Source organism: Novosphingobium umbonatum (genome assembly GCF_004005905.1).
GTDB classification, from domain to species: Bacteria; Pseudomonadota; Alphaproteobacteria; order Sphingomonadales; family Sphingomonadaceae; genus Novosphingobium; species Novosphingobium umbonatum.
This window is the reverse complement of sequence record NZ_SACO01000002.1, coordinates 141,458-164,629: the sequence shown is the minus strand read 5'-3', so window position 1 is coordinate 164,629 and position 23,172 is coordinate 141,458. Positions and strand designations below refer to the sequence as shown.

At 62.2% G+C, this 23,172-nt stretch carries 17 protein-coding genes; 4 read left to right on the top strand and 13 right to left on the bottom strand.

The features are described from left to right. Position 1 precedes the first annotated feature (1 nt). From EOE18_RS03090 to EOE18_RS03055, 8 genes are all read right to left on the bottom strand, one after another. A complete protein-coding gene (locus tag EOE18_RS03090) occupies positions 2–1,603 on the bottom strand; it encodes a GMC family oxidoreductase (protein WP_127706124.1) in 1,602 nt (533 codons plus the stop codon). A 15-nt stretch (positions 1,604–1,618) separates the two neighbouring features. Further along, the gene (locus EOE18_RS03085; protein WP_127706122.1) at positions 1,619–2,926 is read right to left on the bottom strand and encodes an MFS transporter; all 1,308 of its coding nucleotides are present in this window, start codon (positions 2,924–2,926) and stop codon (positions 1,619–1,621) included. Positions 2,927–2,968: 42 nt separating this feature from the next. Further along, positions 2,969–3,913: a sugar phosphate isomerase/epimerase family protein gene (locus EOE18_RS03080; RefSeq protein ID WP_127706120.1), complete on the bottom strand. Its 945-nt coding sequence runs from the start codon at positions 3,911–3,913 to the stop codon at positions 2,969–2,971. Between the two features lie 208 nt (positions 3,914–4,121). Next, positions 4,122–6,524, bottom strand: a complete 2,403-nt coding sequence (locus EOE18_RS03075; RefSeq protein WP_127706118.1) for a TonB-dependent receptor — start codon at positions 6,522–6,524, stop codon at positions 4,122–4,124. Between the two features lie 387 nt (positions 6,525–6,911). Continuing rightward, positions 6,912–7,547 carry an isochorismatase family protein gene (locus EOE18_RS03070; protein ID WP_127706116.1) on the bottom strand — a complete coding sequence of 212 codons (636 nt, stop codon included), beginning with the start codon at positions 7,545–7,547 and terminating at the stop codon, positions 6,912–6,914. A gap of 3 nt (positions 7,548–7,550) precedes the next feature. Beyond that, positions 7,551–8,180, bottom strand: a complete 630-nt coding sequence (gene leuD / locus EOE18_RS03065) for a 3-isopropylmalate dehydratase small subunit (RefSeq protein ID WP_127706115.1) — start codon at positions 8,178–8,180, stop codon at positions 7,551–7,553. Further along, positions 8,177–9,604, bottom strand: coding sequence for a 3-isopropylmalate dehydratase large subunit (leuC, locus tag EOE18_RS03060; protein ID WP_220445961.1), 1,428 nt, complete (start codon positions 9,602–9,604; stop codon positions 8,177–8,179). The genes leuD and leuC overlap by 4 nt, the downstream gene beginning before the upstream one ends. Before the next feature lie 5 nt (positions 9,605–9,609). Then, positions 9,610–10,614, bottom strand: a complete 1,005-nt coding sequence (locus tag EOE18_RS03055; RefSeq protein WP_127706113.1) for an alpha/beta fold hydrolase — start codon at positions 10,612–10,614, stop codon at positions 9,610–9,612. A 279-nt stretch (positions 10,615–10,893) separates the two neighbouring features. Here EOE18_RS03055 and EOE18_RS03050 point away from each other — a divergent pair, with 279 nt between their 5' ends. The 4 genes from EOE18_RS03050 (at position 10,894) to EOE18_RS03035 (ending at position 16,078) form a co-directional block, all read left to right on the top strand. Continuing rightward, positions 10,894–12,366 (top strand): flavin monoamine oxidase family protein, encoded by a 1,473-nt coding sequence (locus EOE18_RS03050; RefSeq protein WP_246027235.1) that lies wholly within the window; start codon positions 10,894–10,896, stop codon positions 12,364–12,366. Positions 12,367–12,501: 135 nt separating this feature from the next. Then, positions 12,502–13,431: a polysaccharide deacetylase family protein gene (locus EOE18_RS03045; protein ID WP_127706111.1), complete on the top strand. Its 930-nt coding sequence runs from the start codon at positions 12,502–12,504 to the stop codon at positions 13,429–13,431. Next, the gene (locus EOE18_RS03040; RefSeq protein ID WP_127706109.1) at positions 13,428–14,579 is read left to right on the top strand and encodes an FAD-dependent monooxygenase; all 1,152 of its coding nucleotides are present in this window, start codon (positions 13,428–13,430) and stop codon (positions 14,577–14,579) included. Before EOE18_RS03045 ends, EOE18_RS03040 begins: the two co-directional genes overlap by 4 nt. Further along, positions 14,576–16,078, top strand: a complete 1,503-nt coding sequence (locus EOE18_RS03035; protein ID WP_127706107.1) for an aldehyde dehydrogenase family protein — start codon at positions 14,576–14,578, stop codon at positions 16,076–16,078. Before EOE18_RS03040 ends, EOE18_RS03035 begins: the two co-directional genes overlap by 4 nt. Before the next feature lie 59 nt (positions 16,079–16,137). On the opposite strand, the gene EOE18_RS03030 is transcribed toward EOE18_RS03035, so the two are convergent. The 5 genes from EOE18_RS03030 to EOE18_RS03010 form a co-directional block, all read right to left on the bottom strand. After that, a complete protein-coding gene (locus EOE18_RS03030; RefSeq protein ID WP_127706105.1) occupies positions 16,138–16,932 on the bottom strand; it encodes an IclR family transcriptional regulator domain-containing protein in 795 nt (264 codons plus the stop codon). Between the two features lie 116 nt (positions 16,933–17,048). After that, positions 17,049–18,164 carry a zinc-binding dehydrogenase gene (locus tag EOE18_RS03025; protein WP_127706103.1) on the bottom strand — a complete coding sequence of 372 codons (1,116 nt, stop codon included), beginning with the start codon at positions 18,162–18,164 and terminating at the stop codon, positions 17,049–17,051. A 13-nt stretch (positions 18,165–18,177) separates the two neighbouring features. Next, on the bottom strand, positions 18,178–19,032 hold the full coding sequence (locus EOE18_RS03020; protein WP_127706101.1) for an isocitrate lyase/PEP mutase family protein: 855 nt from the start codon (positions 19,030–19,032) through the stop codon (positions 18,178–18,180). Between the two features lie 66 nt (positions 19,033–19,098). Then, positions 19,099–20,976 carry a hydantoinase B/oxoprolinase family protein gene (locus EOE18_RS03015; RefSeq protein ID WP_127706099.1) on the bottom strand — a complete coding sequence of 626 codons (1,878 nt, stop codon included), beginning with the start codon at positions 20,974–20,976 and terminating at the stop codon, positions 19,099–19,101. Positions 20,977–20,991: 15 nt separating this feature from the next. Next, on the bottom strand, positions 20,992–23,040 hold the full coding sequence (locus EOE18_RS03010) for a hydantoinase/oxoprolinase family protein (RefSeq protein ID WP_127706097.1): 2,049 nt from the start codon (positions 23,038–23,040) through the stop codon (positions 20,992–20,994). Positions 23,041–23,172: the final 132 nt, after the last annotated feature.

Below are 23,172 nucleotides of genomic sequence, written 5' to 3'. Positions count from 1 at the left end.
ATCACCCTTGAAGGATAATCTCCGCCGCGCGCCAGGCCACCGCCATGGCGGGGCCATTGGTATTGCCCGAAATGGGCGTGGGCATCACGCTGCAATCCACCACGCGCAAGCCCTCTACGCCATGCACCCGCAATTGCGCGTCCACCACGCTGTTCTGTCCGGCCTCGCCCATGCGGCAGGTTCCGGTGCCATGTAGGCCGGTGGACAGCATCCACCACAAGGCCTCGGCCAGGTCCTCATCGCTCTGCACCGCAGGCCCGGGCACGGTTTCCTCACCCACATAGGGCGCCAATGCGGGCGTGCGGGCAAAGGCGCGAATGGTTTTGACCATAGCCAGCGCGGCTTCCTTGTCGCGCGGATCGTCCAGCCATGCGGCATCGACCTGCGGCGGGGTGGCGGCGTCGGGACCGGTGATCTCCACGCGGCCACGGCTATGCGGGCGCAGATAGAAACCGACCATGGTGATGCCCGGCTGATCCTCGGTGGTGCCGCGACCAGCCTCTGGCTTGTCCTCTGCGCTGGTCTGCATGGAGAAGGGGGCGATGCCGATCTGCACATCGGGCCAATCGCCTTCGGCCATCACCGGCACCATGGCCGAAACATCAGGCACCAGTCGCGCCATCAGGCCGGTTCCGGTGAGGAAATAGCGCAAGGCATTCGCATAGAGCCGCCAGCCACGAAACTCCCGATTATGCCCCGCCATACCATGCAGTCGCCAGCTGAGCGAGACCATCATATGCTCGCTCATATTCGCGCCGACAGCGGGATTGTCCACCAAGGGGGTGATGCCATGGCGAGCCAGCAGATCGGCAGGGCCAATGCCGGAAAGTTGCAGCAGTTTGGGGCTGGTGAGCACGCCGGCGGACAGGATGACTTCCTGGGCCTTGATGATGCGCTCTTGCCCGCCCTCGATCACGGCAACGCCGGTGGCACGGCCATGCTCGATCACCACGCGTTGCACCAAGGCATCGGTGCGGATGGTCAGGTTCCGCCGCCGCGCCGCATCGCGCAGGAAGGCGGTATAGGCGGTCACGCGCTGGCCGCGCCGGTCCACCGTCATTTGCGACAGGCCAATGCCAGCCTTGGCGGGTGTGTTGACGTCGTCCAGCACATCCAGCCCGAATTCGCGCCCCGCCTGCATCAGGCTTTGCGTCAGGGGTGAAGCATCCGTGCTGGCGATCACCTCCAGCTTGCCACCCTTGCCGCGCTCGGCATAGCCATTGGCACCCTGATAGGCCTCCAGCTCGCTGTAGCAACGCTCGATCTCGGCCCAGTTCCAGCCTGCTTGGCCCCAGCTGTCGTAATCCTTGGGCTGGCCGCGATAATACCATGTGCCATTGACGGCGGACGATCCGCCCAGACCCTTGCCATAGAACCATGTCTCGCCTGCGGGGCGCTTGGGCTGGGGTTTGACAGGGAAGGGCCAGTAATATTTCGCCTGCATCCAGATCTTGGCCATGCCGCGCGGCATGGAGATCAGGGGCGAGTCATTGCGCCCGCCTGCTTCGAGCAGCAGCACCTGTTTGGTGCCATCGGCAGAAAGGCGGTCGGCCAGCACGCAACCGGCCGAACCGGCGCCAACGATGATATAGTCATAGGTCACGAGGGTGGTCCTGCCTCAATTATCGGGATGATCAAAACCGGCGTCAAAGCGGAAGGCCAGCAGGCTGGCGCCCATGGCCACATAGGACAGGGCGGGGATATAGGCATGGCTCCAATGGATGGCGCGGATGATGGCATCATCGGCCACCATGCCCGCCACATAATGCGCCTGCGCCAGCGCCCATGCGCCCGCCGCGCCGCCAATGCTCATGCCCAGTTTCACGCCAAAGCTGCTGGCGGCAAACAGAAAGCCCTGCGCGCGAAAGCCGCTTTTCCATGCACCATAATCCACCGCATCGGCCATCAGCGCGAACAGAAGGCCGCCGATCAGGCCCAACCCCGCATAGCCAAGGGCATTCATCGCCATCAGCCAGCCAAAGCCGGAGGACAGCGGCAAAGCGGCTGTGGCACCAGCGGCGATGCCTGCGCCGATGATGCCGGTGGCGCGTTTGCCAATCCGGTTGGCGACCAAGGCGCTACACGCCGTGCCCGCCAGCACCACCAGCATCATGCCCATCAAAGGCGCCACCCAATCGGCATGGCCCGCCACATCGCGCGCATAGTAAAGCGTGGATTGCACATGGCCGGTAAAGCCGATCCAGAAACAGAGATTGACCCCCATGGTGGCGATCCATGGCCAATTGCCCCGCGTGGCTTTCAGCGATTGCGCGGTGGTCAGGCGCTGCAAATCGCCCTCCACCTGCACTCTTTCGCGCGTGCCCAGAAAGGCCGCGCCAATGCCCACCAAGGTCATGGCCGAGAGCAGGATCGCGCAGAGCAGAAAACCGCGCTTTTCATCCCCGCCGCCCAGCGCGCCCACCATGGGCATCGTGGCATAGCCCACGCCCACTGTCGCCGCCGATCCCATGAATTCGCGGATGGCATTGGTGGTGTTGCGCGCCTTCACATCGCTGCTCAGCGTGGGCAGCATCGAATTGAGCGGTAGGCTGAGGCAGGAATAGAGCAGGCCGACAGCAGTATAGGTGGCATAGATATAGGCCAGCTTGCCTGCCTCGCCCAAGGGCGGGGTCCAGAACACGGCCACGCCGCAAAGCGCGAAAGGCAGAGCAAACCACAGGAGATAGGGTCGGTGCTTGCCCCAGCGCGTGCTGGTGCGGTCGATGGCCAGACCCAGCAAGGGGTCAAACACCGCATCCACCCCGCGTGCCAACAGGAACAGTTCGGCCACCACCGCGGGCGAGACGCGATAGACGTCGGTGTAGAAATACATCAGATAGGCGCTGGTGATGCCGAACAGCAGGTTCACGCCGAAATTGCCTGCCCCATAGCAGAGGCGCTCGCGCAGGCTGATTGTCTCACTCATCGACCGGTTCCTGTCTGCCTGTTTGGTGCGACCCAAAGGACGTTAGCCTAAAACGGGAATGATCTCTGCGTCCAGAAAGGCCAGCGAGGCCTGTACCTCGCCCACCGGATTGGCGGTGGCGTCGATTTCCACAATGTTCCATCCGGCAAAGCCTGCCCGTTCCAGCATGGCGCGCCAGCGCGGCCAGTCGACCTTGCCCTGACCCAGCGCGCAGAAGAAGGGGCGGTGCTGGGTGTGGATCAGATGGTCGATGGGCACGCGGATGGGGGCGGGGCCGGTGGCGTCTTTCCAATGGGTGGCCACCACACGTTCGACATGGCGGCTCACCACATCGACCGGATCGGCGCCGCCCAGCAGGATATGCGCGCTATCGGGGCAGAAATTGACAAAGACCGGATCGGTGAGCAGCATGAACAGATCAATGTCGCGCGCCAATGAAAAGACCGAATGCGCCTCGGTATGCAGCGCCAGTTTGACGCCATGGCGCAGGGTTACCGCGCCCAGCCGGTTGCAGAAATCGGCCATGGCCGATGCTTCGTTCAGGCCAAGGATGGGGGCAGGGGTGCTGTTCCAGCTTTGGCGCATGGGCAGGCCCATCACCATCACCTCGCCCCCGAAACTGGCCAGATAGGCGGCATAGGCCTCGCCCTCGGCCAGATGGGCGGCTTGTCTTTCGGGGTTGAGCAGGTCGCCCTGCACCGCCACGTCGGCGAAAAAGCCGGTGGCCAATTGCAGGCCGCGCTGGTCGAGTTGCGCGCGGAAAGCTTCTGCCGAACCATAGGCGGCCAAAGTGTCGCGCCAGCCAAAGGGGGAGAAGGTCAGCTCGATTCCCTTGGCCCCGCTTTGCGCCACGCCATCAAGCAGCCGGTCCCAAAAGGCGCGCGGGCTGGCATGGCCCAATGCGATGACGGCGGCTTCATCCTCTACGCCCCAATAGGAAGGGTGGAAGAAGGTGATGAGATCAATGGCAAAAGCGTTTTGCGACATGGTGCGTCCCGAAAATCGTGAAGCCGCCCGTTTGGCCTGCCTTGTGGGGCGGGGTTGGCGGGCAGCCGTCTGCCGGAATGTGCCGGCTTTAGTAAACGTTTTCATTTCTAGCCGAGCGCGGGTCGCTGTCAAGCGGCAGAATGGCGGGGGGCAAGAAAAAGGGCGCCGCACGGGTATGCGACGCCTCTTCAGGTTCAAGGTGCAGGCGTTAGAACTTCAGCGCCAGTTCCAGCCCATATTGCGCGCGTGCTCCGGGCGAGACAAAGGAGCCGCCAAATTCCACCGCCGGAATGACTTCGGCCAGATAGCGCTTGTCGAACACATTGGTGCCATAGGCGGTCAGGCTCCATGCCTTGCCCGACAGGCCAGCGCGCAGATCGACCACGCCAAAGGCATTGCGGCGGGTGCCGGTATAATTGCCCGGCGCGCCAAAGATGGTGGGGTTGGTCTGGGCCTGCACCACATGGAACCATGTCGGGCCGGTCAGGCGGTAATCGGCGCGCAGCAACAGGCCGACCTTGTCATTGATGGGCGTTTCAAACTGGCTGCCCAGATTGAGGGTGTAATCGGCGGTGTAGGGCGATTTGTTGCCCACGGTTGATGGGCGCACGCTGTTGGCCTTGATCTTGGAATCCATCACATTGGCCGAGGCAAAGGCGGTCCAGCCCTGACGTAGCTTGACGTTCAGATTGCCTTCCAGCCCTTTCAGATCGACCTTGTCGATATTTTCCACCACGCGCAGCAGGCCGAACGAGCCGACGAAAAATTCGAAGAACTGCATGTTGCGCACGCTGTTGTAATATCCGGCCAGCGCATAATCGACCGGACCAAGGCGGCCTTTGATGCCCGCTTCAAGGCTGCTGGATTTTTCCGCCTTGTAGATATCCTCGATCCGCGCTTCGGAACCGATGGCGCCGAAATAGCTGGCGATGATGGCCGATGCGCCCTGATTGTTGAAGCCGCCCGATTTGAAGCCTACGCCCCAATTGGCATAGGCAGTGGCTTCGGGACCAAAGCGATAGCGCAGGGTGACCTTGGGCTCGAATTGCTGGAAAGTGCGCGATTTGGGCGCGATGGCGGTGCAGGTGCTGCCCAGGCCTTGCCCCGGATTGAGGCAATGGCCGGTGAAGGGATCAAGCAGCAGCGGCACATTGTTGCGCACATGGCGTTCTTCGACGTCATAGCGCAGGGCTACGCCGAAATTGAGCGCCTTGGTGATGGAATAATCACCCGAGGCAAAGGGGGCATAGGCGTTGGTTTTGAAACTGTCGTCAAAAAGCTGGTTGGTCGGGCTGGTGCTGGTTGGGCTCTGATAGACTGCCTTGGCCGCGCCTTGGCCCATATCGGCCTGCGACTGCACAATGGCGCGGCGGTCGATATGGATGAAATAGGCGCCCAATTGCCAGTTGAGATCGCCGCCCGCGCGGCTGGCAAAGCGCAATTCGCCGCTGATGTCACGCTGTTCACGCCGCTGATACTGGCTGCCATCGCAGGTGGTGGGGCTATAGGCGCCGAACAGCGAGGATGCCGGGGTGGTGCTGATATAGGTCGGGCTGGCCATGGGATAGCCGGTCAGCGAGGCGACCGAGGCGGCGCAGGTGCTGGTCACCTTGGACACGGCGGGATTGACCGCGCTGGTGAACAGCTGGAAATCGGCCGAGGTGCCATCGGCCACCAGCCAGTTGCGGATGTCATTATAGGCCACCCATGCGGTCAGCGTGCCTGCATCAAAATCATGGGTCAGCTTGGAGGAGAGCTCCAGCGTCTTTTGCTGGTTCACCGGTACGATATTGTTGGTGAACAGGAAATTGTGGCTGTTCACATTTTCGTTGAAGGTGGAAATGCCGGTGGCGCTGGCAAAGGCGGGCAGGGCGAAGGCGGCGTTAAAGGCGATCGAGGCACCTTTGAGCTGTCCAAAATGCGCCTTGGTGTCCAATGTGGTGCCCGCGCCCAGATCGGCGACAATGCGGCCATGCAGGTTGTAGCCATGCTGGTAATCGACCAGCTTGGAATTGCCGAGATAGGCGTTGCGATAGAAGCCATCGGTGGTGGAATAATCGCCCGCCAGCACAAAGCCCACGCCCTCGGCCAAGGGGCCGGCCAGCCAGACATCGCCCTTTGCGGTGTTTTGCGTGGCATAGGACAGGCGCGCGCCACCGGACAGGATGTCGGTCGGCTTGCGGGTCTGGATCACAAAGGCACCGGCGGTGGCATTGCGGCCATAAATGGCGCCCTGCGGGCCTTTGAGCACTTCGACCTGAGTCAGCGAGCCTTGGGGCTGGTTGAGCGAGGCAGTGTTGGTTTTGAGGATGCCATCGACCACCAGAGCCACCGAACCTTCGGCATCGCGCGCACCATTGACGCCGCGGATGTTGATCTGGATGTCGCCAGCTTCCGACGTGCCCGAAACAATGGTGACGCCGGGGGTCAGTTTCACGAAATCATCGGCCTTGGATATGCCTGCCTTGGCCAGCGCCGCTTCACCCAGCACGGTGACCGAGGCGGGGACATCGCTGAGCCTTTCGTTCACGCGGCGGGCGGTGACGACCAGTTCGCCGCTGCTGTCGCTGGCCTGTTGGGCCATGGCGGGCGTGGCTATGGCAAGGGCCATGGTGCAGGCGCCAAATGAATAGAATGCTTGCCTCGATGATCTGCGCATGAAATTCCCCGTTTTTGATTTTATCGCACCCCGTTCAAGCGTTCTTCATCCCAAGTAGGCCGTCTTGTTCAACATCACCTGTTCGATGGATACAGGTCTACTCTGTCAGGAATCATGGGTGATGATTGCTGGCATTTGCGGCTTTTGGGGATTGAATGGTTTGGTTAATCTTGTGGCAAGTCTTTTCTGGCGCGCTGATCGGCTGTCGGAAAAGATAGATCGGATGCATCAATGAAATGCTTTTCATTGATGGTTTCCAGCAAGATTGACGGGGCTTTTTCGGGGTGGATCGGGGCGGTTGAAGGGGGGAGGGTAGCGCGTCCTCCCCCCGTAACAGAATCAGGCTTTGAGCGTCTGCAGGAATGCGATGGCCTCAGCCTCGCTGACCACATCGGCATATTTGGCGTTCATGTCGAACAGATTGGCCTCATGCGGAGCGGCATGACGGTCGCCGCAGGCATCGGCAATCACGGCGGTCTTGAAACCATGGCTCATCGCATCGACGCAGGAGGCGCGCACGCATCCGCTGGTGGACAGGCCGGTGAGGAACACGCTGTCCACGCCCATCGCGGTCAAGGTGCTGGCCAAGGAAGTGCCGAAGAAAGCGCTGGGATATTGTTTGGGGATCACCAATTCATCGTCAAAAGGCACCAGACCCGGCCCCCATTCGGCCATCGGATGGCCCTTCACGAAATAGCGCAAGGGAGCGGCCTTTTCAAAGAAGCGCCCGCCATCCACGCCGCTGGCATGATATTGCACACAGGTGAGGATCACCGGCACGCCCGCCTCACGCGCCACTTCGCGCACGCGCAGGGCGCTCTCGATGGCGTCAAACACCGGCTGACCGCAATAAAGGTCGCAATCCGGCTCGTAATAGCCGCGGCAGAAATCGATCATCACCAGCGCGGGCTTTTGGCCAAAGCCGACACGTGTGTTGTAGGCGCGCTTGTAATTTTCGAGCAGGTCGTCGCTCATGGCTCAATCTTCCTTGGCATAGAGCCATGGGCACATGGCTTGCTGGCGGGTTTCAAATGCGGTGATCGCATCGGCATATTGATGGAGCAGCAGGCCGGTTTCATCCCAGCCATTCATCAGGCTCAGCTTGCGTTCTTCCGCAATGTCGAAGGTGAAAGTCTGGTTGCCCACGGTCAGGCTCTGCGCGTCCAGATCGAGTGCGAAACGCTGCTGCCCTTCAGCCGCTTCCATCAGGCCCGCCACCACATCAGCGGGCAGGGTGATGGGCAGAATGCCGTTGCGCTGGCAATTGGCGTGGAAAATCTCGCCAAAGCCGGTGGCGATGATGCAGCGCACGCCCAGCCCCGCAATCGCCCAGACAGCCTGTTCGCGACTGGACCCCGATCCGAAATTGGCGCCCGCCACGATGAAGGGCGCTGCCTCGTCTTCGGGGCGGAAAGGGGCGCGGTTGAGGACATAGCCCTCCACCGGCGCGCCCGAGGCGTCAAAGCGGCGATCATGGAACGCATAGCGGCCCAGTCCCGCCTTGGCGGTGATCAGCAGGAAACGCGCGGGGAAGATGATGTCGGTGTCGATATTCTCTTCGGGCATGGCAATGGCATGGCCCGACAGGGTGGTGAGCGGCTGCGTCATGCGCCAAGGCTCCTTACATCGGCAATATGGCCGCAAATGGCGGCGGCGGCGGCCATGGCGGGGCTCATCAAATGGGTGCGCCCGCCCGGACCTTGGCGGCCTTCGAAATTGCGGTTGCTGGTGGAGGCGCAGCGTTCGCCCACCGCCAGACGGTCGTCATTCATGGCCACGCACATCGAGCAGCCTGCCAGACGCCATTCAAAACCGGCCTCGCGGAAAATCTTGTCCAGCCCTTCGGCCTCGGCAGCGGCGCGGGTGGCGGCAGAGCCGGGCACGACAATGGCTTTCACCCCCGCGGCCACTTTACGGCCATAGGCCACGCCAGCGGCGGCGCGCAGATCCTCGATCCGGCCATTGGTGCAGGAACCGATGAAGGCATGGGTGATCGGCACAGAGGCCATCGTCTGCCCGGCGGCAAGGCCCATATAGGCCAGCGCCTTTTCCGCCTGACGCTTGGCCGGGCCATCGGGCAGGGCGGCGGGATCGGGCAGGGGCGCATCCACTGGCAGGGTCTGGTCGGGCGTTGTGCCCCAGCTGACCTGCGGCGCGATTTCCGCCACATCGATCACCAACTCGCGGTCATAGGCCGCGCCTTCATCGCTGGCCAAGGTCTGCCAATAGGCGACCGCCTTGGTCCAATTTTCGCCCTTGGGTGCCAGACGGCGGCCCTCCAGATAGGCGAAGGTCACTGCATCGGGCGCAACCAGACCCACGCGGCTGCCCGCCTCGATCATCATGTTGCACAGGGTCATGCGCTCGGCCATGCTCATGGCGCGCACCACCTCGCCGGTGAATTCCACCGCATGGCCCGCCGCGCCATCCGCCCCGATGCGGGCGATGATGGCCAGCGCGATATCCTTGGCGAACACCAGCGGGTGGCGTTGCCCTTCCAGCGCGATACGCATGGTTTTGGCCGGTTTTTGACGCAGGGCTTGCGCGGCCATCACCGTGCCCTGTTCGGATGCGCCAATGCCAAAGGCCAGAGCGCCAAAAGCGCCATGGGTGGTGGTATGGCTATCGCCGCAGACGATGGTGGTGCCCGGCAGGGTAAAGCCGCTTTCCGGCCCGATCACATGCACGATGCCCTGTTCCGGCCCGTCCAACTCGGCATAGGGCACGGCAAAATCGCGGACATTGGCTTCCAGTTCGGCGATTTGCGCGGCGGCCTGTGCGTCCTCGATCGTACCATGGCGCACACCATCGGCGCGCGGGCTGCGGGTGGGCACAGCATGGTCGGCCACGCCCAGATGGGTTTCGGGGCGGCGCAATTTTCGCCCGGACTCACGCATGGACACAAAGGCCTGCGGGCTGGACACTTCATGCACGATATGGCGGTCGATATAGAGCAGCGCCTCGCCGCCCGGCAGGTCCGCCACGACATGCGCTGCCCACAGCTTTTGATACAGGGTTTGAGCGGTCATCATCTTTCTCAGAGTTTGGGCGTGCCCGCCTCGACATAGGCGGCGATCAACTGGGCGATGCGGTCGCCCACTTCCAGCGGCGGATAGTGGCCCACATCATTCATCAGCACGCGGCTGATCGTGGCGCTGCCCAGATAGCGGGTGATGGCATTGGCCGCCGCTTCGGGCAGCAGCGGATCGGCATTGCCCCAGAGCAAAAGGGTGGGGGCCTTCACCTTGGCCATTTCGATGGTGGCCTGTTTGCCATCGCCAATGCGGGCCACCAGCGCGATGGGATATTTTTCCGGCACGCGGCGGTTGAAATCATAATATTCGGCGCGGGTCTTGGCGCTGATCCTTTTGGGATCACCGGCAAAATAGGACAGGTAATTGTTCCAGAAATCCATGTCCTGAAAGCCATTGTTGGCCTTGGTCCGCGCGGTGGCATCGATAAAGCTTTGCGGCATCACCAGATGGTCATATTTCACCGGATCGGAAGGCGTGTTGGACAGGATCAGGCGTTCCACCAGTTCGGGGCGGTGTGCGGCCAGATACATGCCCATGGTGCCGCCGCTGGAAACGCCGACAAAGGTCAGTTTCTTGACCCCCAGCGCATCGACCAGCCCTTCGGTAATATCGAGCGGCTGCACATTGGCGGCCACCTCGTCAGAAATACGGCCCGACAGGCCATAGCCGGGGATGTCGAAACGGATGATGCGATAGCGGGTTTTGAGGCGCGCGGTGGTGGCGTCCCAAGTGCGCAGGGTGGACACCGAGCCATGCACCATCAACAGCACAGGGGCGCCACGCGGGCCCTCATCCTTGTAATGCACCTCCACGCCCTTGATGGTCATGAAGCGACTGGCCGGATCGCGGTATTTGGCGCGCAATTGCTCGACAGTCAGATATTCCGGTTTGGGCAGGGCAGCAGCGGCCGCGCCCTGCGCATGGAGCGGGGCGGCGAAAGATAGGGCGGCGAAAGATAGGGCCGGGCCCAGAGTGGAGGCCAGCGCCAGAGCAAGCAATCTCGACATTCTTCTTTCTCCACCAATTACTTTGTCACAAGCCATGCAGCGCCCTTGGCGGCCTGTCAGGTCGGGCCTATCCTTATGGGGCATAGCATTTTGCCTTGCGCAACCGAGGGGCAATCTATGGCCTTGCGCCCGCTTTATCGATACGCCGCTCAGCCTATCCGACAGGTGGTGAGGCGCATGGGTGTCCGGTCGCCGGAACGGGGCTTGGCTTATGCTTTGCGCTCGTAGAACTTGTGGCCCTTGATGCAGGGCGGCCCAGCCTAAGCGGGGAGAATTTTGGTGACGATCGACCGGCGTGGATTTGCTTTTGGCCTTGGTATGGCCGGCTTGATGGCGGGGATGCCGTCCTTGGCGCAGGCTGCGGCCAAAAAGGCGGCGGGCAAACCCTCCGCTCCGCGCGGGTTGGATGTGATCGTGCTGGGCGCGGGGATTTCGGGCCTGAACACGGCATGGATGCTGGAGCAGCAGGGGCTGAACGTGGCCGTGCTGGAAGGGCGCAACCGCGTTGGCGGGCGGATCATGACGCTGCTGGATCAACCCGGCTATCCCGAAATGGGCTTCAACTCGATGGCCGAAGGCTATGGCCGCGGGATTGATGCCGCCAATCGCGCGGGCGTGGCGCTGGAGGAAGTGGGCGCGCGCTATCGTATCGGCGGGGCGCCCGGCCTTTACATCAACGGCCAATTGCTGAGCCGCGAGGAATGGGCGCGCCATCCGGCCAATCCCTTCCCCGATGCGATGAAGAGCATGATGCCCGCCGAAGTGGTCAGCACCTTGATCGCCAAGCATACGCGCTTGAAAGACTGGACCCAATGGGCGGATGCGGCCAATGCCCCGCTCGACATCTCGCTGTATGAATGGCTGAAGGCGCAGGGCCTGTCGGATCAGGCCATCCATCTGGCCAATGATGTCTCGCCCTATTACGGCAGCAATGCCTATGATGTTTCGGCGCTGATGCTGGAATATAATGACGGCTTTGTGAAGGCGCAGTTCGCCGCCGGTCCCAAGTCGCTGGCGGTTAAGGGCGGCAATCTGTTGCTGCCCCAAGCCATGGCCAAGCAATTGAAGGGCGATGTCCTGCTGGGCAAGGAAGTGGTGGCGATTGAAACCACCGCCACCAATGCCACGGTCACTTGCGCCGATGGTTCGCGCTTTACCGCAGGGCGCGTGGTGTGCTCGCTGCCCTTCTCCACCTTGCGCCATGTGCATATCATGCCCGGCCTGTCGGGTGTTCAGGCGCGCAGCGTGGCGACCATGCCCTATCAGCCTTTGTCCATCGCCTTCCTCACCGCCACCTCGCCCTTCTGGGAAGAGGATAAGCAGTCGGCGGGCATGTGGACTGATGGCGTGGCCGGTGTGGTAACGCCCCAGCGTTTCGGTAAGACGCCGGAGGAAATCTCCGGTTTCATGGTGCAGGCGCGCGGGGCCATGGCCCATTATTGGGACGCCCTAGTGTCTCAGGGGGGCAAGGAAAACGCCCTTGCCGCCATCATCGCCCAGATCGAAGCCATCCGCCCCGCTGCCAAGGGCAAGCTGCGCGGCGCGGCCTATTTCAGCTGGGTGGGCGAACGCTTCAACCAGGGCGATTGGGCCTATTTCAGCCCCGGTCAGGTGGCCGGTGTGATGGGCGAGTTGGGCAAGCCTGCTGGCCGCCTGCATTTCTGCGGCGAACATACCGCCACCGGTGCGCGCGGATTGGAAGGCGCGCTGGAATCCTCCGAGCGGGTGGCGCTGGAAGTTCTATCCGCCTGATGCGCAAATCGGCCCATTGCGGCTGCGTTGATCAAGGGGAAGGGCTCTATTGATCGCCGACCCCCAAAGGCCAATTCTACACCGGCATCGATTCCGTCGCGGGCGGGGCCGGAACAGCTAAGCGAGTGACGTCTCATGGATTATGATTATATCCCTCTTCCCGCCCGCCAGCCCCTGAAGTGGCCCAATGGCGCGCAGGTGGCCCTGATCCTGACTTTCAACCTTGAGACGTGGGATCTGACCAAGGATAGCGACAAGCCCTATTACGCGGGCGGCCCTGCCATCCTGCCCGACTCGCTGCCCGCCAATACGCCCGACTTCCCCAATTTCACCTGGCGTGAATATGGCCAGCGCGTGGGCATCTGGCGCATGTTCGACCTGTTTGACGAGCTGGGCGTGAAGGCCAGTTGTACCACCAATGCGGTGACCTTTGAACGCCGCAAGGCGATGACTGATGCCGTGCTGGAGCGTGGCTGGGAATTGCTGACCCATAATTGGGAACAGGGCGAATTGCTGACCAGCTTTGCCCATCAACCGGAAAAGGAGCGCGACATCATCCTGCGCAGCCTTGACCAGTTTGAAAAATTCACCGGCCGCAAGAGCAAGGGCTGGCTGTCGTCCAGCTTGCGCGGCACGATGCAGACCGCCGATATTCTGGCCGAATATGGCTGCAGCTTTTACTGCGACATCATGAATGATGATCAGCCTTACTTGCTGAAAACGCCCAATGGTCCGATCGTCTCGGTGCCCTATTCCAACGAGATCAACGATTTCACCTTCATCACCCGCAAGAATTTCACCACCGACCAGTTCCGTGATGCGCTGATCGAGGAGCTGGACGTGCTCTATGCCGAGGGCGCCAAGACGGGGCGGATCATGAATGTCGGCCTGCACCCGCATGTGTCGGGCCGCGCCCATCGCATCCGCGCGCTGCGTGAATTTATCGAACATGCCAAGAGCCTGCCCAATGTGTGGTGGGCCACGCGCGAGGAAATCGCGGAATGGTATCTGGCCAATCATGAGTCGCATATCCCCGGCCAGTTGGGTGAAGGGGCCAAGGCATGAGCCGTTCTGAAACCATCCTGATCGTGGGCGGCGGCATTGCGGGCATGACTGCTTCCGCCGCTCTGGCCCAGCAGGGTTTCAAGGTGACGCTGCTGGAATCCGCGCCGCAATTTGGCGAGATTGGCGCAGGGCTGACCCTGACTCCGAATGCGATGAAGGGCTTGGACTTCATCGGCATTTGCGAGGAAGCCGCCGCCGTGGGCGTCGAACCGACCCGCCAGCGTATCCAGCACTGGGAAGACGGCCGCACCATCGTCGGCTTTGACCGTTCCACCCAGCGCGCAAAATATGGCGCGCCCTATATCACGGTCCATCGTGCAGACCTGCATGATGTGATGCTGGGGGCCGCGCGCAAGGCTGGCGTGGAACTGGTCGCGGGGGCGGCTGTTGTTTCCAGCGAGGGGACGACCGTCACCTGCGCCGATGGACGCCAGTTTTCCGCCGATCTGTTGGTCGGGGCCGATGGCGTCAAATCCATCATCCGCCAGCGTTTTGAAAATGCCGCGCCCCATTTCACCGGCCATGTCGCATGGCGCTGTCTGGTGCCGGTAACGCCGGAAATTCAGGACCTGTCCGATTATCCCGGCATCATCATCGGCCCGGGCGCGATGATGAACCGTTATAATGTGCGCGGCAGCAAGGTTATGAATTTCGTCTTCTTTGCGCGGCAGGAAGGCTGGAATCAGGAAGGCTGGACCACGCCTGCCGATCCGGCGGAACTGGATGCCATCTATGGCCACTGGTGCGATGATGCCAAGCGCCTGCTGGCCGCCGCCATCAAACAGCCCTTGTTCAAGTGGGCGATCAATGCGCGCAAGCCTTTGGACAATTGGGTGCTGGACGGCAATGTCACGCTGCTGGGCGATGCGGCCCATGCGATGACGCCTTTCCTTGGCCATGGCGCGGCCTGCGGGATTGAAGACGCTGTCGTGCTGGCCCGCGCTCTGGCGGCCAGCAACAGTCTGGCAGAAGGTCTGGAACGTTACCAGAAGGCCCGTCATGAACGCGCGACCTTCATCCAGCAGGAATCCAACGCCAATGCCGATCGCATGCAGGGGCAGGACACCAATCTGTTCGGCCTTGGCGAGATGAAGGACGAGGAATCGCTCGGCCTGTTCACCTATGACCCGCGGACGGTGGAAGTATGAGCGTGCTGCCTTTCGATGGCCATGCCATTGCGCCGCAAACGGCGGCTTTTCTGGCGCAGAAGCATCGCCTGCTGATCGACAACCAATGGGTTGATGGCAGCGGCGAGCATGGCACCAGCGATCCGGCGACGGGGCTGGAACTGGCGCGCTTTGCCACGGGTGGCGCCGCAGAAGTGGATCTGGCCGTGGCCGCCGCGCGCCGCGCGTTTGAAGGCGCATGGGGCCGCATGACCGTGGCCGACCGCACCGCCATCCTGTTCCGCCTTGCGCGGATCATGGAGAGCAATGCGCAACTGCTGACCGAGCTGGACATTATCGACAATGGCATGCCCGGCTTTATCGCAGGGCTGACCACCGCCAATTGCGTGGAGATGGTGGACTATTACGCGGGCGCGGTGATGCGGATCGAGGGCACCACCACTGCCCCTCCGCGCCATATCTCGGCCGAAACCGAAGCGCTGACCTATACTCTGCGCGAGCCGGTGGGCGTGGCGGGGCTGATCGTGCCTTGGAACGTGCCGCTCTCCACTGCCATTCTGAAGCTGGCGCCCGCGCTGGCGGCGGGTTGCACCGTGGTGATGAAGCCTTCGGAGGAAACCCCGCTGTCGGTGCTGGCGCTGGGGCAGATGATTCTGGACGCCGGTTTCCCTGCGGGCGTGGTCAATATCATCAACGGCTTTGGCCATGATGCGGGCGCGGCTCTGGCCTCGCACCCGCATGTGGACAAGATCAGCTTCACCGGCTCCACCGTGACCGGCAAGAAGATCGTGCAGGCCGCGCTGGGCAATCTGAAGAAAGTCAGCCTTGAGCTGGGCGGCAAATCGCCGGTGGTGGTGATGCCGGACGCCGATCTGGCTTTGGCTGTGCCCGGTGTGGCGCTGGCCACCTTCTTCCTTCAGGGGCAGAATTGCATGGCCGGCACGCGCATCTTTGCGCATGAGGCGATCCATGATGCGCTGGTGGAAGGGCTGGCCGCGTTTGCAGGGCATATGAAGCTGGGCCATGGGCTTGACCCCGCCAGCCAGCAAGGCCCGATGATCTCCACCACGCATAGCGCCAAGGTGATGGGCTATATTGCCAAGGGGCAGGAAGAAGGCGCGACGCTGGTTTGCGGCGGGCAAAAGCTGGATCGGGCGGGTAACTTTATCCAGCCCACCATCTTCACCGATTGTCGCCCTGATATGGCCATCGTGCGCGAGGAAATCTTCGGCCCGGTGATGGCGGTGCAGAAGTTTGGCGGCGATGATCTGGATGCGATTGCCGCCATGGCCAATGACACGCCCTTTGGCCTGTCAGGCAGCGTGTGGACGCGCGATTTGTCCACCGCGCATCGCTTGGTGAAGCGCATCCGTTCGGGCCATGTGTCGATCAATTGCCACGGGGGCGTGGGCACCAACATTCCGTTCGGCGGCTATGGCCAATCGGGCTGGGGCCGCGAATTCGGGCAGGAAGGCCTGGACGCCTATCTGGAAACCAAGGCGGTGACGGTGCGTTTGTAAAGCGCCATCACCGGCAGAGACACCGTGGGGCGGGCCATAATAGGTCCGCCCCTTTTGCTTTAGGCGCTACCTTGCGGGCCGCCGTTGGACAGGTCATGGCTGATCGCCGCAGCGGTCGCCTTCATATCGTCCAGATAGCGTTCCAGCGCGGTCGACAGCTTCATCGCCGCCACAAAGAAGGCCAGCGTCATCGCCGCTTCAAACTTGCCATTGCGGAAGATCGGCACGGCAATCGAAGAGGTCTTGCCGGGCGTCAGGTTATAGTGGTTGCGACCCTGCACGGCATAGCCATCGGCGCGGATGCGCTCCACATCCAGCCCCACTTCGGCGGTGGCCAGATAGTTGAGATCGATGTCCTGAGAAACGCGCATGAAGCGCAGGATCATCTCGCGCTCGTCATCATCGGCATAGGCCATGGAGACCTTGCCCGAGGCCGAATCGAGGATCGGCAGGGTGAAGCCGGGGTAGTAATGTTCGAAGGTGAGCGAGGAGTTGGCATGGGTCGAATCGCGCAGCATCATGTCGCGGCCCACGCGGATAGCCACCGATACCGGCCAGCCCACGCGCTTGGTCAGGCCCACAATATGCGGGCGAGCCAGACGCACCAATTCGTCATCATGCTGAAAGCCGGTGGCCAGCGTCTGCACCAGCGCGGTGGCGCGGTAGCGTTTGCGCGAAGGCTCCTGCTCGATCAGGCCTTCATACAGTAACGTCTGCACGATACGGCAGGCGGTAGGATAGGGCACCTGACTCGCTTTCGCGATTTCCATCATCGAAAGCGAGCCGTGGCGGTTGATGGCCTTCAGCGCCGCGATTGAGCGCGTGATCGACCGAATGGGAACACCCTTTTCCATGACGTTTTCTCCCTGAAACTCTCTGTGGGGAGAGAGTGTCAGGAGATTGTCATTTTTCCGAAAAGCGCGCCAGTTTATCCGACAGGCGGATACGCCATTTCACGTAGCGGTCATGATCAGGCAGGCACGATCACCTGCCGGATAGCCTGTCCGCTGGCCAATTTATCCATCAATTCATTGATTTGTCTTAAAGGGCTGACCGAGGTGAGCAAACGTTCCACCGGCAGGCGACCAGCGCGCCACAAAGCGAGGTAGCGCGGAATGTCCCGCGCAGGGATCGAGGAGCCCATGTAAGAGCCCATCAGCGTCTTGGCATCGGCCACAAGGCTGAGCGCGTTGATCTCCAGCGACTCGGAAGGGTTGGGCAGGCCGACCGTTACAATGCGCCCGCCGCGCCGCGCGGCGCGATAGGCCGTGGCCAGCACAACAGCCTTGCCCACCGTTTCCACCACCACATCCGCGCCCATGGCAGGCGCTTCCTCGCCAGGCGCAAAAGCGCCCGCCGCGCCTAGCTCCAGCGCCAGAGCGCGCTTTTCGGGGCTGGGGTCCACGGCATAGACCGGCTGCGCGCCAGCGGCCAAAGCGCCCAGCACAGCGGCCAGACCCACGCCGCCCAGCCCATAGACCAGCACGCTTTCCCCTGCGCGCACAGCGGCGGTGTTCATCACCGCGCCCACACCGGTTAGCACTGCGCAACCGAACAGCGCGGCGGTTTCGGCAGGGATATCGCGGTCGATTTTCACCAGACTGCGGCGGTCCACCACGGCATGGGTGGCAAAGCCGGACACGCCCAGATGGTGATGGACATGCTCGCCCTTGCACGACAGGCGCGATCCGCCGCGCATCAATTCGCCGCGGCCATTGGCCGCCGCGCCATTGGGGCACAGATAGCCTTCACCCGAGGCGCAGGCCGTGCATTGGCCACAGGCGGGCAGGAACACCAGCACCACCTGATCGCCCACCGCCAGACCGCGTTCGTCCGGATCGCCCAGCGCCAGCACGGTGCCTGCCGCCTCATGGCCCAGCGCCATCGGCATCGGGCGCGGGCGGTCACCATTGATAACCGAGAGGTCGGAATGGCAGATCCCCGCCGCGTCGATCCGCACCAGCACTTCGCCCGGCAAGGGATCGGCCAGATCCAGCGTGGTGACGGCCAGCGGTTGGTTTTCCGCATAAGGCGCGGGATTGTTGCCGCTTTGCCCCAGAACGGCGGCGGTGATCTGCTTGGTCATCCTCGGGCCTCCCTTACTTTGCCCATTTCTTGTCGAAATCCCACACTTCCTGAAAACCGATCAGGCCGCAGAATTCCTTGAAGTTGAAAATGCCTTCCGGTTCGCCGATTCCGTGGTCTTTCAGGTCACGCAGGCATTTTTCCATGGCCGTGGCCGCCACCAGCGAGGTGAGCGAGGGATAGATGGCATAGGCATAGCCGATCTCTTCCAGCACGCTGGCATTGGGGATCGGGGTCGATCCGCCATTGGCCATATTGGCCATCACGGGCTTGTCGAGATTGGCGCAAGCCTTGGCCATTTCCTCTTCGCTTTCCAGCGCTTCGGGGAAGAGCACATGGGCGCCAGCCTTGGAATAGGCTTCCATGCGGCGCATCACACTGTCAAAGCCCTCGCTCTGGCGGGCGTCGGTGCGGGCAAGGATCAGGAAATCGTCGGATTCGCGCGCTTCGACCGCCACCTTGATCTTGTCGACCATGTCTTCGATCGGAACGCAGCGGCGGCCCGGCGTGTGGCCGCACTTTTTGGGGAATTCCTGATCTTCCAGCTGGATCGCGGTAACGCCTGCGGCCTCATAGCCCTTCACGGTATGATGCACGTTGAGCAAGCCGCCATAGCCGGTATCGCCATCGGCAATCACCGCGCTGTTGCTGGTGCGCACCAGCGTGCTCATGCGGTTGAGCATTTCGGTATAGGTGGCGATGCCCGCATCGGGCAGGCCCCATGCGCTGGCAGTCAGCCAATAGCCGGTGCCATAGACCAGATCAAAGCCGACCTTGTTGGCGATGGCCGCGGTGATCATGTCCTGAATGCCGGGCACGACGAAGAATTTGCCGCTTTCCAGCTTTTGGCGGAAAATAGGGTTAGCCATGATGGATTGTCCTGCAAGATAGATTGGCCCCGAAGGCGGTTAATGCCTTCGGGGCCAGTAGGTTGTTTATTCGGCTGCTTCGGCCAGAGGCACAGCCCATTTGGGCGCCTTGGGAGCGGGAAGCCCCGTTTCGGCCAGACAATTGGCCCGCAGCGTTTCAATATCGGGGCCAAAGTTGAACGTGCTGATGGGGCCGCGCTTTTCGCGCATTTCAGCGCGGAGCTTTTCGGTGGCTTCGGCGTCAACCGCGCCATCGACCAGCACCACGCCATAGCGCAGAGCGCCCGCCACGGTGACCAGACCCTGTTCCAGTTCCTTCACCAGCAGCGCGGGGTCGCGTTCCAGCGGGTCGCCCCAGCCGCCGCCGCCCCAGGTGATGAATTGGAGCTGTTCGCCCGCTTCCACCTTATAGTCCTCGATCTTGCTGGGCAGCACGATTTCGGTGCCGTCATTCTTCACCAGGATCTTCTTGGCGCGCATGCCCGGTTCACCACCGTTCACGCCCCATGGCGGAACGAACCAGCGGTCGTCGTGAATGGCGATCACGCCGTCCTCAAGGAAGCGATAGACCATGTTGATGCCATTGCCGCCGCGATGCAGGCCAGCGCCGCCGCTGTCGGCCACGGTTTCATAACGCTCGATCCGCAGCGGGAAATAGCGTTCGAGGAATTCGTTGGGGACATTGGTGAAGCCCGGCCACAGCGAGTGACCATCGGGACCATCGCCCATCGGACGGCCCGGAATACCGCCAAAGCCGATCTGGAACAGCTGGAACCACTTACCATTCTTGTCCGTACCAGCATAGAACAGGTGGGGCGAGGAGGAGAAGCCAGCGGCGTTCAGGAATTCCGGCGTCTTCTGACCCAGCAGACCGCCCAGAATGTCGAACAGGCGACCCAGAGCATGGGTGCGGCCCGACAAAGCGGCGGGGAACTTGGGCTTGAGCAGCGAGCCTTCGGGGATGCGGACCTCGATCAGCGGATAGTAGCCATCGTTGAACAAGATCTGCGGATCGAAGACCATGATCATGTAGATGCCGAAGAACATCTTCATCATGTTCTCGTTCAGCAGGAAGTTGATCGAGGCTTGGCTCTGCGGATCGGTGCCGTCAAAGTCCAGAATGACCTGACCGTTTTCGCGCCACATCGTGCATTTGATCTTATACGGGCCATAGCCCATGCCATCATCGCAGATGTAGTCTTCAAAGCTGACCTTTTCCTCGCCGATCGAGGTGTTGATCAGGTGCTGCATCGCGCGATAATTGCGCTCCAGCAACAGGTCGGTGGCGGCCACGAAAACATCGTCGCCAAAACGCTCGGCCATTTCCTCCACGCGGCGGGCGGCCACGCGGCACGAAGCGATCAGGGCGTTAAGGTCGGCCGTGCACCATTCGGGCGTGCGGCTCTGGTGCATCACCAGCTTGACGAGGTCTTCGTTATAGAGGCCATTCTTGTAGATCTTCACCGGCGGAATGCGCACGCCTTCCTGAAAGATGCTGGTGGCATCAATCGGCATCGAGCCGGGCACCTTGCCGCCAATGTCGCTCTGGTGGCCGAACATCGAGGTATAGGCGATCAGGCGGCCGTCCTTGAACACGGGCAGCAGCACCAGCCAGTCGTTGCAGTGCGAGATCGCCCCGCCGACCGAATAGGGGTCGGACAGGAAGATCATGTCGCCTTCTTCGACCGTACCGGCGTAGCCTTCAAGGAAGGGGCCGATATAAGAGCCGAACTGGCCCACGATCATGCGACCCTTGTAGTCGGCGATCAGCGGGAAGGCGTCGCCCTGTTCGCGGATGCCCGGCGACATGGCGGTGCGCACCAAAGTGGCGTCCATTTCGATACGGGCATTGCGCAGGGCGTTTTCAATAATGTCCAGCGTGACGGGATCGACGCTGACGGGGTTGAACGGGGCCTCGTTGGCCTGAATGATCTGTGCGGTCATGGGTTTTGCTCCCTATCAGGCGAGATTGATGAGGATGTTGCCGACATGGTCGACCGTGCCGACGCAGCCCGCTTCGATCAGCGTGGTCGAATCCATTTCCACCACGATGGCAGGGCCGGGGATCACGTCGCCGTTGAGCAGCTTGGAACGGTCATAGATCACGGCAGGAACCATGGCGCCATCGGCCCAGAGTTCATGGTCGCGGATCTTGGCGCGGGTCACATCGCCATCGCTGTCGGCCAGCGGCGGAGCGGGCAGTTCCAGCGCAGGGCCCATGGCCACGGCGCGCAGGTTGACCAGCTCGTGCGGGCTTTCCATGTTGAAGGTGAACAGACGCAGATGCTCGGCATCGAAACGGTCGGTCACGGCCTTCAGACCATCGCGACGCAGGGTTTCGGGGTCGATCGAGAGCGGCACTTCAAAGGCCTGACCTTCATAGCGCACGTCCAGCTCGAACTGGCTGGTGATGTCGGCCTCGTTGATGCCTTCGGCCAGCAGTTCGGCGCGGGTCTGGAGGGTCATTTCTTCCAGAATGGCGATCACCGCTTCTTCATTGGTGTCGATCACGCGCTGGCTGAAGCTGCGGGCGGTTTCGGTGCGCATGCGGGTGGTCGCATCGCCCAGAGCGCAAAGTACGCCCGGCGAAACCGGCGAGATGGCAGGCCACGAACCCGTCAGACGCGCCACAGCATTGACATGGAGCGGGCCAGCGCCGCCAAAGCCCATCAGGGCAAAGTCGCGCGGGTCATAGCCCTGCTGCACCGAGATCATGCGGAGCGCGCCGAACATATTCTCGTTCACAATGTCGATGATGCCGCGGGCCGCTTCCATCAGGCCAATGCCCAAAGCATCGGCGATGGTCTGCACCGCCTTTTTCGCGCCTTCGCGGTCCAGTTGGAACGTGCCGCCCAGCAGGTTTTCGGGCAGATAGCCCAGCACCACATTGGCGTCGGTCACGGTGGGCAGCGTGCCGCCCTTTTGATAGGCCACGGGGCCGGGCACCGCGCCTGCCGATTGCGGACCAACGCGCAGGGCCTTGGTCAGTTCGGGCACATAGGCGATCGAGCCGCCACCGGCGCCCACGGTCTTCACGTCCAGAGCCGAGGCGCGGACCTTCAAATGGCCCACTTCGGTATCACGCTGGCGGCGCGCTTCGAGGTTTTCGATCAGCGCCACGTCGGTCGAGGTGCCGCCCACGTCCAGCGTCAGGATATTCTTGATGCCCGCATTGCGGCCCACCCAGATCGCCCCGGTCACGCCGCCTGCGGGGCCGGACATCAGCAGCGAAACGGGCTGCTCTTCCGACTTTTCGGACGACATCAAGCCGCCATCCGAACGCAGCAGGCTGAGCGAGCCAGCCATGCCCGCACCGCGCAGCTTGTCGCGCAGGTTGCGGATATAGCGGCGCATCACCGGACGCACGCTGGCATTGGCCACCGTGGTCAGGGTGCGTTCGTATTCCTGCATTTCGGGCAGCACTTCATGGCTGAGCGACAGGGGAACATCGGGCATGATTTCCGCCGCCAGTTCGCCAATGCGCTTTTCATGGGCGCCATTGAGATAGGCGTTGATCAGGCTGATGGTCAGCGCCTGCACGCCGGAGTCGCGCAGACCTTCCAGCACCGAGCGGATCTGCGCCTCGTCGATGGGCGAGACTTCGTTGCCCTGTGCGTCCATGCGACCGGCCACTTCGAACGTGTCCTGCAGCGCGGCCAAAGGCTCGGGCTTGGGCCATACGATCCAGCCAGCCAGACCGCCGGGCACAAAGGAGCGGGCGATCTGCATCACCTGACGATAGCCCTCGCTGGTGATCAGGCCCACGCGCGCGCCCTTGCCTTCCAGCACCGCATTGGTGGCGACCGTGGTGCCATGCAGGAAGAATTCCACGTCAGCCGGGCTGATGCCCGCCTTTTCGCAAATGGCGCCCACGCCGTTCAGAATGCCTTCCGAGCTGTCGTGGGGCGTCGAGGGCGTCTTGTGGCGCCAGAAATTGCCGCTGCTCTGGTCGAAAAGGAGGAGGTCGGTGAAAGTGCCCCCTACGTCTACACCCAATCGATAGCTCATGGTGTCCCCGGATGTTGGAATTGCAACGCATGGCGCGGGATGCGCCACGGGTGGAAATCAGTCTATGAAAACGTTATCATTATGCAAGTGCTGATAGGCTCTGCTTAGCTGTTTGGCGTATCCATGGGATTG